Genomic DNA, 13,336 nt, shown 5'->3' with positions numbered 1-13,336 from the left:
CAAATGGCAGGCAAAAAAAAGCCCCTCGATCAAGGGGCTTTCGTTGCGCGTGCGCGTCAGGCCAACAGCATCAGGTCATCTGAATGATGGTCTGCATGATGGTGCTCTGAGTGGAGATGGTCTTGGCGTTCGCCTGATAGTTGCTCTGGGCCTTGATCAGGTCCACCAGCTCGTTGGTCAGGTTGACGTTGGAGTTCTCCAGGGATTTGGACACGATCGAACCCAGGGTGCCGGCTTGCGGGGTGTCGTAACCCGGCTGACCCGACGCATAGGTTTCTTTCCAAGTGGTGCCGCCCGCCGGCTGCAGGCCTTGTTCGTTGTTGAAGCTGGCCAGGGAAAGCTGGCCGATGGCCTTGCTCTGCTGGTTGCTGAAGGTCGCGAACAACACGCCGTTACCGTCAATGTTCAGACCGGTGATCTGGCCGGTAGCGTAGCCATCGGTGACCGGTGGGTTACGGTAGGTGGCCGAGTTGTACTGGGTGATGTTGCTCATGTTGATGGCAATCCCACCAGGGTTGGCGTTCGCACCGTTTTTGGTCCACACGCCGTTGGTCACTGTGCCCGGCACCCAGCCGGTCAGCTGCAAGGTGGTGCTGGAAGTGGTGCCCGTAACAATCCCGGTGAGCTTGCCGGAACCGTCGAAGCTCAACGTCGAGGCGACCGGCGGCGTCGAGCCTGTGCCGGTAGGCGCCGAACCGTCAGGGTTACGGCCATCGATCAGGGTGTAGGATTTCCAGGTGTTGGAATCCGTTTTCACCAGGTATTGCACCATTGGGTGGGCGTTGCCCTGGGTGTCATACAAGGTGGTGTTGTATTGAGTGCTGAACGTGGTGGAGTCAGTTGGATCAAACGGCTTGGTCGTCTGATCAATCACCGGCGACGACGAGTTCAGGTTGCTGGTGGAGTCGACTTTGGTGGAAGCCTTGGGCGGCAGGTTCGACAGGTTCAATTGCAGGTCGGTCAGCGCACCCTTGATGATATTGCCGTCGGCGTCCGCCGCGTAGCCTTGCAGGCGCGAGGTGCCGGTGTTGTTGGTGACGTAGCCGTCTTTATCCGAACGGAAGGCACCGCTGCGGGTGTATTCCAGCGAGCCGTCACTGCCCTTCTGAACGAAGAAGCCGCCGCCCTGGATCGCCATGTCCAGCAGACCGCCGGTGTTGTTGACGTCACCCTGGGTGAACTGCTGGGAAACGGCCGCCAGGTTCACACCACTGCCGACACTGTTCTGGCCGGTGCCCAGCTTGGACGCGGCGTAGATGTCCGAGAACTCGGCACGGGACGATTTGAAGCCCGTGGTCGCGACGTTGGCGATGTTGTTGCCGGTCACGTCCAGCTGTTTGTTGGCCGCATAGAGGCCGCTAAGGCCGATGTTAAAAGACATGTTTCTCTCCTTCTGCCGTATTTAGCCGGCTCTATGTACCGATAGTCTGAATTTGCGACAGCTTGACGCTGCCCATGCCGCCGGCAAGGTTGAGCAGCATTTCGCCGCCGGTCTTGCTCAACGTCACGCTGGTCACTGTTGCCGGCAGCGAGGTCAACAAGGCAACCGAGTCGCCCGTATCATTTTTGGTGCTGGCCGCGAAGGTATAAGTCCCGGCGGGGGCGACCTCGCCTTTGTCGTCCTTGCCATCCCAGATAAAGCTGGAATCACCGGCGCTTTGGGCGCCCATGTCGAGGGTGCGGACCACGTTGCCGTCTTTGTCGGTGATCTTCACGGAGACGTTGCCCGTCGCCGCGGTCACCGCCACCGAGCCAGTCATGCTCTTGCTGGTATCAACCATGGCCTTGTCGGTCTGGGTGATGATCGAACGCCCGACCAGCGACGATGCCTGCAGCGCTTGCGAGGAACTGAAGTTGCTGGAAATCGCATTTACCGAGTCGTTCAGGGTATTGATGCCTTCCAGGCTGCTGAACTGAGCCAGCTGGGCCACAAACGCGCCGTTGTCCTGTGGCGACAGCGGGTTCTGGTTTTTCAGCTGGGTGACCAGCAGCTGCAGGAATGCATCTTTACCCAGCGCCTGGTTACCGGTGGCCGCGCTGGCCGCCGAAGCGAGGCCGCTGTTGTCTGTCGCGGTCTTGACCTTGGAGTTGAAAAGGTCCTGAACCGGCGTGTTGGGTGTCGTAGAAGTGGTATCAACAATGGCCATTATTTGGCGCCCCTTATCACTGACCCAGGGTCAGGACCTTCTGCATCATGGTTTTGGCGGTGTTCATCATTTCCGCGTTGGTTTGGAACGAGCGGCTGGCGGAAATCATGTCGGCCATTTCCTCGACCACGTTGACGTTGGGGTAGTACACGTAACCCTTTTCGTTCGCGGCGGGATGGTTGGGTTCGTAGCGGGCTTCCAGATTGCTTTGGTCTTCGACCACGCCAAGCACCTGCACGCCCTGGCCTGCGGCATCCTGGTTCTGGAACAGCGAGTCGCCACTACCGCTCTGGCCACTCTGGCCGTCCTGAAACATGGTGGCGAACACCGGGTGACGGGCACGGTAGGTCTGGTCAATGCTCGAAGACACGGTCTCGGCGTTGGCGATGTTACTGGCGACGGTGTTCAGGCGCGTGGTCTGCGCGCTCATGCCACTGCCGGCAATATTGAAAACACTGGCTAAGGACATGGCTTACTCTCCACGCAGGGCTGACATCAGCCCTTTGAATTTGCTGTTGAGCAGGGTGAAGCTGGCCTGGAAGTTCACCGAGTTTTCGGCGTAGGCCGATTGCTCCAGCTGGGCGTCGACGGTGTTCTGGTCGATCGATGGCTGCATCGGCGTGCGATACAGCAACGACTCGTCACCATTGCTCAAGCCTTGCGCTTCGATATGACGGCTGTTGGTCATGTTCAAGGCGAAGGTGCCGTTCTTGGTCTTGTCCTGCTGTGCGGCGAGCACGGCAGAGAAGTCCAGGTCCCGAGCCTTGTAGTTCGGGGTGTCGGCGTTGGCAATGTTGTTGGCCAGGACTTCGGCACGCTGGGCGCGGAAGCCCAGGGCTTGTTCGTGGATACCGAGCGCTTTATCGAAGCTGATGCTCATGGCGGAAACCTTTAGGCTGACCTGCTTTTCGTAACAGGGTTATAGCAAGGTGCATGCCAATTCCTTCGGGGCCCGTAATTCAAGGGTTTGCGGGGAGTTTGCCGGTGGCAATGCCAGAAAAGCGGCAACGGCCTTCCGCGTGGCGCCAGTAAAGCGGCAATACCAGTTGCCGCTTTTATGCAGACTGCCGGTAGTGACACGGCTGCTTGAACGCCAGGCTCAGCAGGCAGCCCTTCAATACAGCGGCCTGAACACTGATCATTGCGTCACCTGGGTTCGAACAGGATTCGGCGAAGCGCTTTGCGGCTGAACACCTGTTTAGGGCCGGCGACGCCAGCGCTCAGGCAGTCATCGACATGAACCCTGCCGAATCGCGCACATAAAAAACGGGAGGCCTTTGGGGGCCTCCCGTTTTTTAATGCTCATGGGCCGATCACTTGGCCTGGTAAATGATACCGGGACTGCACTGCACCATCTGGTAATGGTCCGGCAACCCGTTCAGCGCCTCGGACGCACCGAGGAACAGGTACCCACCACGCTTGAGCGTGCCGTGGATGCGCAACAGGATGTCTTTCTTCACTTCGGCCGAGAAATAGATCAGCACGTTGCGGCAGAACACCATGTCGAACTTGCCCAGGCTGGCGTAGCTGTCGAGCAGGTTGAACGAACGAAACTCTACCCGGCTCTTGATCGGTGCCTTGACCGCCCAGCGTCCCGCCCCTTTGGGGTCGAAGTAACGTTGCAGGCGCTCCTGAGACAAACCGCGGCCCAAGGCCAGGCTGTCGTACTCACCGGTCTTGCAATTGGTGAGCATGGTGCCGGACAAGTCAGTGGCGACAATCTGCGCCCCGGCCTTCAACTGGCCCATGTTAGTGCGCTCGAACTCGTCGATGGACATCGAGATCGAGTACGGTTCCTGCCCCGAGGAGCAAGCGGCCGACCAGATACGCAAGCGCTGGCCCGGACTGGCCTTGATGGCCTCCGGCAGCACTTTGTTCTTGAGCACTTCGAAGGGGTAGGTATCCCGAAACCACAGGGTTTCGTTGGTGGTCATGGCATCCACCACCATTTCCTTGAGCCCACTGCGCGGCTGGCCCTGAATGCGCTGGACCAACTCGCCCAGGGACTTGATGCCCTGCTGCTCCATCAGTTTGTTGAGACGGCTGGATACCAGGTACTGCTTGTTTTCACCGAGCAATATGCCACAGGCTTTTTCCAGGAAGACCCGGAACTGTTCGAAATCCAAATTACCCGTAGACAATGATACCGCCTCTTAAATCGTGTGACCGCCAGGGGAACTCCCCTTAGCCGTGATCTGCTGCCTTGATCCGGTCGACTACCCGGGATGCCAGGTCATCAGGGCGGAATTTGGCCAGAAAGTCATCGGCACCGACCTTCTTGACCATCGCCTGATTGAATACGCCCGACAACGAAGTATGCAGGATGATATGCAGTTTTTGCATGCGTGGATCGTTGCGTATCTCGGCCGTGAGCGTGTAGCCATCCATTTCCGGCATCTCGATGTCGGAGATCATCATCAAAAATTCTTCTTCCGGCTTCTTGCCTTCGTCCACCAGCTTGCGCAGGTAATCCAGGGCCTGGCGACCATCGTTGAGGGCCACCACTTCCACGCCGACGGTTTGCAGGCAACGGCTCACCTGTTTGCGCGCAACCGAGGAATCGTCCACGGTCAGCACGCGCAGCGAGATTGCCTTGTGCGCCGTTTCGGCGTCGACGACGCCCACCGAAATCGATTCGGAGGTCGGTGCCACTTCCGCGAGGATCTTCTCCACGTCGATGATTTCCACCAACTGGTTATCGACCCGAGTCACCGCCGTCAGGTAGTGATCGCGCCCCGTGCCCTTGGGCGGCGGGTGGATTTCTTCCCAGTTCATGTTGACGATGCGTTCCACCGAGCGCACCAGGAAACCCTGGGTCTTGGTGTTGTATTCGGTAATGATCACGAACGGGTTCTGGCGGTCCTGCAGCCCCGCAGAGCCGGTGGCCAAGGCCAGGTCAAGAATGGGGATGGTCGCACCACGGATGTTGGCCACGCCACACACCACCGGACTGGACTTGGGCATGATCGTCAGCTTGGGACACTGCAACACTTCCCGCACTTTAAACACGTTGATGCCATACAGCTGCTTGCCGTCCAGGCGAAAAAGCAACAACTCCAGGCGATTCTGCCCTACCAGCTGTGTGCGCTGGTTTACTGAATCCATTACTCCTGCCATGCCCAGACTCCTACGCAAAAACCTTAGGGGTACGACGCGTACCCAACACTAAACGGCACGAGCTTTGCTATTTATTGATTTATGAACCTTAAAACGACAGTTTCCCGACGCATCCCACGCTACCGCAGAGTTGTCTGCGTCTGGCTGGCATTGCTTGCCTTGGGCGCAGGCACCACGGCCCGTGCAGATAATGTCACCTTGCCTGATCTCCTTATCGGCGTCACTCAAGGCTTTCTTGAATTCACTGTAGAAGATTATCTGGCGACCACGCAGGCGCCGGGGCGTTATGAAATTCAGGTGAACCCGCTGGACCCGCGCCTGCGCATGCCCATGTGCGACAAGGAATTGACAGCCACGCTGGAAAGCCCCGCCCAGCCCATCGGCCGCGTGACGGTCAAAGTGCGCTGCGACGGCGCCTCGCCCTGGACCGTGTTCGTCCCGGCGCAGGTCAAACTGTTTCGTGATGTAGTGGTTGTCACACGCCCGCTCAAACGGACGGGCATCATCGGGTTTGAAGACGTTGCGCTGCGTGAACGGGATATCAGCTCGATCAATCAGGGTTATCTCACCTCGGTGGACCAGGCCGTCGGGCAAAAACTTACCCGACCAATGGTCACCGACCAAGTGATTACGCTGGTGCATCTGGAACAGGCCGAGGTAATTCGCAAGGGCGACCAGGTGGTGATTTCCGCCAGCAGTGGCGGGCTGACGGTAAAGATGCCGGGCGAGGCGCTGTCCAATGGCGGCATGAGCGAACAGATTCGGGTCAAAAACCTCAATTCCAATCGCGTGATCAAGGCACAGGTGATGGCGCCAGGCCAAGTCGAGGTCGCTTTATAGATCACTGGTATCAAGCGCCAGCTTTTCCTACACTGTGCGTTGGATGTCGACCTGTACAGGTTTATTGTCAATCGAGCCTAAAGTTTGTCCGGGTATGGCCGAAAACATGGCAAGCGTCCAAATACCCAGAGGTTTTTTTATCATGGTCATCGATTTCAGTCGTTTGAATAACACCCCGGCATTGCCCGGCAATACGCGCACCAGCGGTGCCAAGGACAGCGTAGAAGCCAAGGCCCAGCCAGCGCCCGCCAAGACCGAACAGGCCGGCGCCAGCCAGAGCGGGGAATCGGTTCACCTGAGCAATGAGGCTCAACAGTTGCAAAAGGTCACTGACTCGCTGCGCGACCAGCCGGTTGTCAATAAAGCCCGTGTGGCCGAGTTGAAACAGGCCATCGCCGATGGCAGCTATAAAGTCGACAGCAACCGTGTAGCCAGCAAGCTGCTCAACTTCGAAGCCGAGCGCTAGGCAAAGGCCTGCGCAGGGCTTTTGGACGCTTAAAACCCAAGGCCAGCCATGCACCACGACGAACATTTGCTTCAACTGATCATTGATGATCTGGCGCCGACGCAACATCTGCTCGAGCTGCTAAAGGAAGAATCCCTGGCCCTGTATGGCCGGGACATGCGCTTGCTGGAAGAAATCCTGGCGCGCAAGCAGTCGCTGATTGTGCTGCTTGAACAGCATGGCAAAAAGCGTAGCGAAATTCTTGTCAGCCTGGGCCTCCCGGCTGATCACGACGGCCTCGCACAACTGGCCAGCCACTCTTCGGTGGGCGATCAGTTGCTGGCGCAGAGCACCGCACTTAATCAATTGCTTGCCCAGTGCCAGGAAGCCAACCTGCTCAACGGTCAGTCGATCCAGCTGCAGCAAGCGACGACTGCCAACCAGTTGCGCATACTTCACGGCGGAGAACCCCCGGCGCTGTACAACGCCCAGGGTTCCACCTCGCGCCTGGTCAAGCCAAGCACCCGCAGCCAAGCCTGACAGTGGTTTACAGCGCGCCCTATCCAAGGCGCGCTACATGCTGGCAAAATGCCGGTTCTTGCGTGTAGTCGTATTTTGTCTGGAGATGGAAGAACCGTGTTCAACGCCCTTAATGCGGAAGATGCTCCGCAGCCACCCAAGGTGCTCACCACGCCTCTGGAAATCGCCAGCACATTGCGGATGCTGCAAGAAAGCCATGATCCACTGATCATTACATTCCATGAACGCAGCCAGCGCTTTCAGAGCTACCTGGTGGACGTTGACCGGGACAGCAAGACGCTGATCCTGGACGAAATGATTCCGCGTGACGGTGAACGCTACCTCGAGAATGGCGAACCTTTCCGCATCGAAGGCTTCCACGATGGCGTACGCGTCGCCTGGGAAAGCAACGGCACACTGACCATCAGTGAAAAAGACGGCCACCGCATCTACACCGGCAGCATGCCCGACGAGGTGGTCTACCACCAACGCCGCAATGCCTTTCGCGCGGCGTTGAAGCTGGCACAACTGGTCAGCATCGAATTGGGCGGCGAGAAGCTCAAGGCGCCGATCAGCGGCAAGCTCCTGGACATTTCCGCCACCGGCTGCAAATTGCGCTTTGAAGGCGACATTTCCGAGCGCCTGCAACTGGGCCAGGTCTATGACCGTTTTATTGCCGCCCTGCCCTTTGGCAGCATGACCACCTCTGTCGAGCTGCGTTACCTGCACTTCGAAGACAAGATCAACACCACCTTCGCCGGTGTGCGCTTTCACAACATGAGCGGACTGGTGCAGCGCCAGGTGGAGCGGTTTGTGTACCAACTGCAGCGCGAAGCGCGACGCTTTGACAAGGACGACGATCTTTAAGCGTTAATGATTACGGCAAAAAAAACGGGCAGATCCTGATGGGATCTGCCCGTTTTTGCATTCAGGGGCGCGCCCTGCTCAAATCGTGAGGATGCTCCTCCGGCCCCAGAGGTTCCGGCGGGCCTTCGAAGGCTGGCTCGTCTGCGGGCGGCTGTGGATCAGCGTCAGGCTCAGGATCGGGCACGGTAGTCTGCATTTGCTCCTGCACCACCGCCTCATCTACCCGAGGATCCAGGCATGCCACCAGCGGCGAGCTGGACATGCTGTCAGGCATCGCCACGTGGTGCAGCGGCGCATCGTCCACTTGGTGCAGGTTGGTCACTGCCTTCGGCCGGATACGCCACACCAGAATCAACGCACACAGGCTGAAAAACGCATACAACATATGGCTGCCGAACAGCTTCATGACCACGCCCGCCAGCAACGGTCCGACACTGGCGCCGATGCCGTAGGTGACCAGCAACATCGCGGTCAACGACACCCGCCGATCGCCCTCGACGTGGTCATTGGAGAACGCCACCGCCAACGGATAAAGGCAGAACTGCACCAGGGAACACAAGAACCCGGCCACGAACAGCACTTCCAGAGGCACCTTGGTCAGCAGCGCCAGCGGCAACGCTGCCACTGCCAGGCACAAGGCAAAACACCGAATCAGCAAGGCGCGGTCATAACGGTCCGACAGCCAGCCCAAAGGCCACTGCACCACCAGCCCGGCGAAAATGCAGCTACCCATGAACAGACCCACTTGCTCGGTAGTCAGGCCTTGCTGCGAAGCATAGAGCGGCGCCAGACCATAGAACGAGCCGACGATCAGCCCCGCGCCCAGCACGGTACTAAGTGACTGAGGCACGCGCTTTATAAAGAAGCGCGGCTCCATTGGCGCAGGATGCAAAGGCGCCGGGTGAATGCGCCGGGTCATCGCGACAGGCACCAGGCACAGGGCGAAGCACAGCGCGACCAACATCAGCAGCTCGAGGCCGAGCTCCGGGTGCATCACCAGGATCAGTTGACCCAGCACCAACCCGAGGTAGGAGGCAATCATATAGCCGCTGAACACCACGCCACGCTGCTTGGCGTCCGCCTGCTCGTTGAGCCAGCTCTCGATGACCATGTATTGGCACATCATCCCCAGGCCCACGATCATCCGCAGTACGATCCAGGCGGGCAGCCAGTTGATCAGGCCATGGCCCAAAACGGCCGCCCCGACAATCCCGGCGCAGGTGGCATAGGCGCGAATATGCCCGACGCGAGCGATCAGGCGGTGCCCGATCTTGCCGCCCAGCACCAGGCCAAAGTAGTTAGCCGCCATCAGCGCACCCACCCACAGGCTGTCGACGTGGTCGGCTGCCAGGCGCAAGGCAAGGTAGGTGCTGAGCAGGCCGGACCCGATCAACATCATCAAGGAGGCGAAATAAAGGGCTCGAAAAGATTTCCAGATCTGGCGCATCGGCGTTCCGAGCGGCTCCTTGCAGTGAGAGTCAGGGCTATCGGCATGATAGTCCGGGGTTGCCGGGTCCGGACAGGCGATATCGGCTGTATCCGGGGAATATTTTGCATATGGCTCAGACGCTGCCTGGCCGTGTGCAAGGTACACAGTTTGCGATAAATACACCGCGCACCTGCTGTGAACCCTCAACAGCGGCAAGGTTCGACCGGTGTTCACCAAGCGCGCACAAAAAAGCCCCGCCAGAGCGCTCTGGGCGGGGCTTTTTCACAGGTGCTGAATCTGGTGTCCCAGGGCCGGTTCGAACGGCCAACCTTCCCCTTAGGAGGGGGATGCTCTATCCAATTGAGCTACTGGGACAAATGACAGCCACCGGACCAGGGGCGCGGCGACGGACGGCGTGCATGTTAACGGCCGAGGTAGGTTTTGTCATGTCGTCCGTTGGCTTTTTGCGCGTAGGCCTGTCCTTGTTCTGCAGAGCGCCGTCTGAGTCCGTAAAACCGGGGGATTCGTCTCCGTCGTGCAAAATGCACTCCCCCAAAATGCCAGCATTGCAAATTGCAACCTTACGGGCCATTAAAGTAGACTTAAGGCACTGATTTTATTGAAATAATAGTTTGGCACGAGACCTGCAATACTTCTCCTACAAAACCTAATCGGCCACGGCGTTAAGCGGAGAACATGACCATGAACAGTGCCCTTCTGTTAGCCCTCAACACCGTAGCCCTCGCTGCACTGGTGACCTTCCATTTTCAATCGACTGGCAGCAATGATCCTGCACAGATCAGCCAGGCGGTGCCGCACCACTTGCAACAACGCCCACAATTGGCGGTGATGACGCCCAACGCACAATCGCCGGTACACCTGACCCAGGGCAGTCAGGCCGCGCCAGCATCTGAACACTGGGTTTTCTGAGGGATCGTGAATGACTAAATCTGCCTGGCTGTTTTTGTGCCTGACCGTTGCAACCGGCATCGCAGGCCTTGGCGCCGACGCCCAAGATGCGCAAACCACTGCTTTTGTTGCTGCCGGTGTATGTGCAAGTCTCCTGCTGCTGACGCTCATCGTGGGCCGCAGAATCAAATTCGACCCCGTCTTGCGCTGATCCTTCCCTCCTGCTTATCCCCCTACCTTATGTCGCCTCGTGCTAGAAAATCGGCAAATTGCCACTAGTCTTAAACACGAGGGCAAAAGGCCATATTGCTATAGGATGTGCGGCCTCAAACCCCGTCGCGGCCTGGACTTGCGAGAAGTTCCTTTGCGGAATTACTCATTGAAAAGTTTTCAAACCAGTCCGCAAAAATGCAAATGAGTGCTGGCATAAAGCCTTTAGGCAGTTCAATATTTGTCACAGAATTGACGCCAAGGAAATGTCAAATCTGAGGCATGATGCGGCCTCTTTGCAATTCGGGTTGAACTTTGGTCGTGAGCCTTGTCTTAACACTCATCTTGCGGCCAATTCCAAAAACCGCTCCCCTGAACTAACCGGTTAAATATATGCGCCCATTGAAACAGGCAATTTATTCCAGCCGTACGGCTGACAAGTTCGTCGTACGTCTGCCAGACGGAATGCGGGAACGCATTGCCGAGGTGGCTCGCAATCATCACCGCAGCATGAACTCCGAAATCATCGCGCGCCTGGAACAGAGCCTTATTCAGGAAGGTGCGCTGGGCGAAGAGTTGAGCATGCGCCTGGACAGCCCCGAGCTGTCACTGCACGAACGCGAACTGCTGCAGCGTTTTCGTCAGCTCTCCCACCGCCAGCAAAATGCTCTCGTCTCGCTTATTGCGCACGACGTCGAGGCGGCCGCAGAAGCCAATTGATCTGCAGTTGAAAGCCGAAGCCAGCCATGTGCTGGCTTTTTTTTGCCTGCGATTTGATAAAGGAATGCCGAGAACAGACGGTAAAGCGGGAGCAGAGGTGCTCCCGCCGAGGGGGATCAGAGCAGAAAGATCGTCGCCAGGCCCAGGAAGATGAAGAAGCCGCCGCTGTCGGTCATGGCAGTGATCATCACACTGGCACCCATCGCCGGATCACGCCCAAGGCGCGCCAGGGTCATGGGGATCAACACCCCCATCAACGCCGCCAGTAGCAGGTTGAGGGTCATCGCGGCGGTCATCACAACGCCAAGCGACCAACTGCCATACAGCAAGTAAGCCACCACGCCGATCACGCCACCCCACACCAGGCCATTAATCAGGCCCACGGCCAACTCTTTGCGCAACAGTCGCGAGGAATTGGCCGTACTCACTTGGTCCAATGCCATCGCGCGCACAATCATCGTGATCGTCTGGTTACCGGAGTTGCCGCCGATACCCGCCACAATCGGCATCAGCGCCGCCAAGGCCACCAGCTTCTCGATCGAACCTTCGAACAGCCCGATCACGCGCGAGGCGATGAAGGCTGTGATCAGGTTGATCGCCAGCCAGGCCCAACGGTTGTGCAGAGAGCGCCAGACCGACGCAAAAATGTCTTCCTCTTCGCGCAAACCGGCCATGTTGAGGACTTCGGTTTCACTCTCTTCACGAATCAGGTCGACCATTTCGTCGATGGTCAAACGGCCAATCAGCTTGCCGTTCTTGTCGACCACCGGCGCCGAGATCAAGTCGTAACGCTCAAACGCCTGCGCCGCCTCGTAGGCATCCTCATCCGGGTGAAAGCTCACGGTGTCGCTGGCCATCAAATCCGCAACTTTCTTGTCCGGATCATTTACCAGCAGACGCTTGATTGGCAGCACGCCCTTGAGAATGCCTTCGTAGTCGACCACAAACAATTTGTCGGTGTGACCGGGCAACTCTTTCAGGCGACGCAGATAACGCAGCACTACTTCCAGGCTGACGTCTTCGCGGATGGTGACCATCTCGAAGTCCATCAACGCGCCGACCTGGTCCTCGTCGTAGGACAGCGCGGAGCGCACACGCTCACGCTGCTGGCTGTCGAGCGCTTCCATCAGCTCATGGACAACATCACGGGGCAGCTCAGGAGCCAGGTCGGCCAGTTCGTCGGCGTCCATCTCCTTGGCTGCAGCCAGGAGCTCATGATCGTCCATGTCGGCGATCAGGGTTTCACGAACCGAGTCGGATACCTCGAGGAGAATATCGCCGTCGCGGTCGGCCTTGACCAACTGCCAGAGGGTCAGTCGATCATCCAGCGGCAAGGCTTCGAGGATATAAGCAACGTCGGCGGAGTGCAGGTCATCGAGCTTGCGTTGCAGCTCGACGAGGTTCTGCCGGTGCACCAGGTTTTCGACGCGGTCGTGATGCGGACCTTCCTGGCGGTGCGTGAGGTCTTCGACCACGCGCTGGCGCTGCAGCAGCTCAATAACTTGAGCCAGGCGATCCTGCAGGCTGTCTTGTGTTTTCTTTACTTCTACTTCGGTCATAGGCGAACTCCACTCCCAGCAGCGGGGCACGCCGGAAGGATCAATCAGTCAATTCATGATTGGTAAAACGGGGTACTAAGTAACTACTGGGTAAGTCCATGGAGGTATTCCACAAGCCCCGGCGGGGCTGACGGGCGCAATGATACACCGTGCGTCCGGTTTAAACGTTAAAAAACTGGAAAGAACAAGCGCTTGCGAGCCAAAGCTGAGCATTGGCTGCATCTATGAACTGCGACGACACGGCGGATAAGGAAAACACATGGCGCAGGAGAAAAAGATAAAATCCCACACAAACCCCAGACGGCAAAAAGCCCGCACTAGGCGGGCTTTTTGTTTGTATGGTGCACTCGACAGGATTCGAACCTGTGACCGCTCGGTTCGTAGCCGAGTACTCTATCCAGCTGAGCTACGAGTGCAAATTGTGTTTTTAGACCAGATCACAACTGGTTGAAGCCGAGTCACCTGCATTGCTGCAACTGACTCTTAAATGGTGCACTCGACAGGATTCGAACCTGTGACCGCTCGGTTCGTAGCCGAGTACTCTATCCAGCTGAGCTACGAGTGCATTTGTTGC

At 58.0% G+C, this 13,336-nt stretch carries 15 protein-coding genes and 3 tRNA genes; 7 read left to right on the top strand and 11 right to left on the bottom strand.

Translation table 11 applies throughout. The features are described 5' to 3' along the window. Positions 1–70 precede the first annotated feature (70 nt). From flgE to AACV02_RS21910, 6 genes are all read right to left on the bottom strand, one after another. On the bottom strand, positions 71–1,381 hold the full coding sequence (gene flgE / locus AACV02_RS21935; RefSeq protein WP_106576136.1) for a flagellar hook protein FlgE: 1,311 nt from the start codon (positions 1,379–1,381) through the stop codon (positions 71–73). A gap of 31 nt (positions 1,382–1,412) precedes the next feature. Beyond that, positions 1,413–2,147, bottom strand: coding sequence for a flagellar hook assembly protein FlgD (flgD, locus tag AACV02_RS21930; RefSeq protein ID WP_106576135.1), 735 nt, complete (start codon positions 2,145–2,147; stop codon positions 1,413–1,415). Positions 2,148–2,163: 16 nt separating this feature from the next. Next, positions 2,164–2,616: a flagellar basal body rod protein FlgC gene (gene flgC / locus AACV02_RS21925; RefSeq protein ID WP_106576134.1), complete on the bottom strand. Its 453-nt coding sequence runs from the start codon at positions 2,614–2,616 to the stop codon at positions 2,164–2,166. 3 nt (positions 2,617–2,619) lie between these two features. Next, a complete protein-coding gene (flgB, locus tag AACV02_RS21920) occupies positions 2,620–3,027 on the bottom strand; it encodes a flagellar basal body rod protein FlgB (protein ID WP_010208346.1) in 408 nt (135 codons plus the stop codon). A 433-nt stretch (positions 3,028–3,460) separates the two neighbouring features. Next, the gene (cheR, locus tag AACV02_RS21915; RefSeq protein WP_119741973.1) at positions 3,461–4,288 is read right to left on the bottom strand and encodes a protein-glutamate O-methyltransferase CheR; all 828 of its coding nucleotides are present in this window, start codon (positions 4,286–4,288) and stop codon (positions 3,461–3,463) included. A gap of 43 nt (positions 4,289–4,331) precedes the next feature. Next, positions 4,332–5,264, bottom strand: a complete 933-nt coding sequence (locus tag AACV02_RS21910; protein ID WP_106576132.1) for a chemotaxis protein CheV — start codon at positions 5,262–5,264, stop codon at positions 4,332–4,334. Positions 5,265–5,345: 81 nt separating this feature from the next. Here AACV02_RS21910 and flgA point away from each other — a divergent pair, with 81 nt between their 5' ends. From flgA to AACV02_RS21890, 4 genes are all read left to right on the top strand, one after another. After that, a complete protein-coding gene (flgA, locus tag AACV02_RS21905; RefSeq protein WP_106576131.1) occupies positions 5,346–6,104 on the top strand; it encodes a flagellar basal body P-ring formation chaperone FlgA in 759 nt (252 codons plus the stop codon). A 142-nt stretch (positions 6,105–6,246) separates the two neighbouring features. After that, on the top strand, positions 6,247–6,570 hold the full coding sequence (gene flgM, locus AACV02_RS21900; protein WP_106576130.1) for a flagellar biosynthesis anti-sigma factor FlgM: 324 nt from the start codon (positions 6,247–6,249) through the stop codon (positions 6,568–6,570). 48 nt (positions 6,571–6,618) lie between these two features. Continuing rightward, positions 6,619–7,089, top strand: a complete 471-nt coding sequence (locus AACV02_RS21895) for a flagella synthesis protein FlgN (RefSeq protein WP_106576129.1) — start codon at positions 6,619–6,621, stop codon at positions 7,087–7,089. A 96-nt stretch (positions 7,090–7,185) separates the two neighbouring features. Then, a complete protein-coding gene (locus AACV02_RS21890; RefSeq protein ID WP_119741971.1) occupies positions 7,186–7,935 on the top strand; it encodes a flagellar brake protein in 750 nt (249 codons plus the stop codon). Positions 7,936–7,996: 61 nt separating this feature from the next. On the opposite strand, the gene AACV02_RS21885 is transcribed toward AACV02_RS21890, so the two are convergent. Both AACV02_RS21885 and AACV02_RS21880 read right to left on the bottom strand, forming a co-directional pair. Further along, positions 7,997–9,382 carry an MFS transporter gene (locus AACV02_RS21885; RefSeq protein ID WP_106576127.1) on the bottom strand — a complete coding sequence of 462 codons (1,386 nt, stop codon included), beginning with the start codon at positions 9,380–9,382 and terminating at the stop codon, positions 7,997–7,999. Positions 9,383–9,662: 280 nt separating this feature from the next. After that, positions 9,663–9,739, bottom strand: a tRNA-Arg gene (locus AACV02_RS21880). A gap of 327 nt (positions 9,740–10,066) precedes the next feature. On the opposite strand from AACV02_RS21880, the gene AACV02_RS21875 reads away from it, so the two are divergent. The 3 genes from AACV02_RS21875 (at position 10,067) to AACV02_RS21865 (ending at position 11,203) form a co-directional block, all read left to right on the top strand. Continuing rightward, on the top strand, positions 10,067–10,294 hold the full coding sequence (locus tag AACV02_RS21875; protein ID WP_106576126.1) for a hypothetical protein: 228 nt from the start codon (positions 10,067–10,069) through the stop codon (positions 10,292–10,294). A 10-nt stretch (positions 10,295–10,304) separates the two neighbouring features. Then, the gene (locus AACV02_RS21870; RefSeq protein ID WP_106576125.1) at positions 10,305–10,484 is read left to right on the top strand and encodes a PA3371 family protein; all 180 of its coding nucleotides are present in this window, start codon (positions 10,305–10,307) and stop codon (positions 10,482–10,484) included. Positions 10,485–10,876: 392 nt separating this feature from the next. Beyond that, entirely contained in the window at positions 10,877–11,203 is a 327-nt protein-coding gene (locus AACV02_RS21865; RefSeq protein ID WP_003193592.1) for an Arc family DNA-binding protein, read from the top strand. A gap of 116 nt (positions 11,204–11,319) precedes the next feature. On the opposite strand, the gene mgtE is transcribed toward AACV02_RS21865, so the two are convergent. The 3 genes from mgtE to AACV02_RS21850 form a co-directional block, all read right to left on the bottom strand. Continuing rightward, positions 11,320–12,762, bottom strand: a complete 1,443-nt coding sequence (gene mgtE, locus AACV02_RS21860; RefSeq protein ID WP_053257609.1) for a magnesium transporter — start codon at positions 12,760–12,762, stop codon at positions 11,320–11,322. 339 nt (positions 12,763–13,101) lie between these two features. Continuing rightward, positions 13,102–13,178: transfer RNA gene (locus tag AACV02_RS21855), tRNA-Arg, on the bottom strand. A gap of 72 nt (positions 13,179–13,250) precedes the next feature. Continuing rightward, a tRNA-Arg gene (locus AACV02_RS21850) sits at positions 13,251–13,327 on the bottom strand. Positions 13,328–13,336 lie beyond the last annotated feature (9 nt).

Source organism: Pseudomonas sp. Larv2_ips, assembly GCF_963879675.1.
GTDB lineage: Bacteria > Pseudomonadota > Gammaproteobacteria > Pseudomonadales > Pseudomonadaceae > Aquipseudomonas.
The sequence above is the reverse complement of the archived record's forward strand: the minus strand, read 5'-3'. Positions and strand labels throughout refer to the sequence as shown.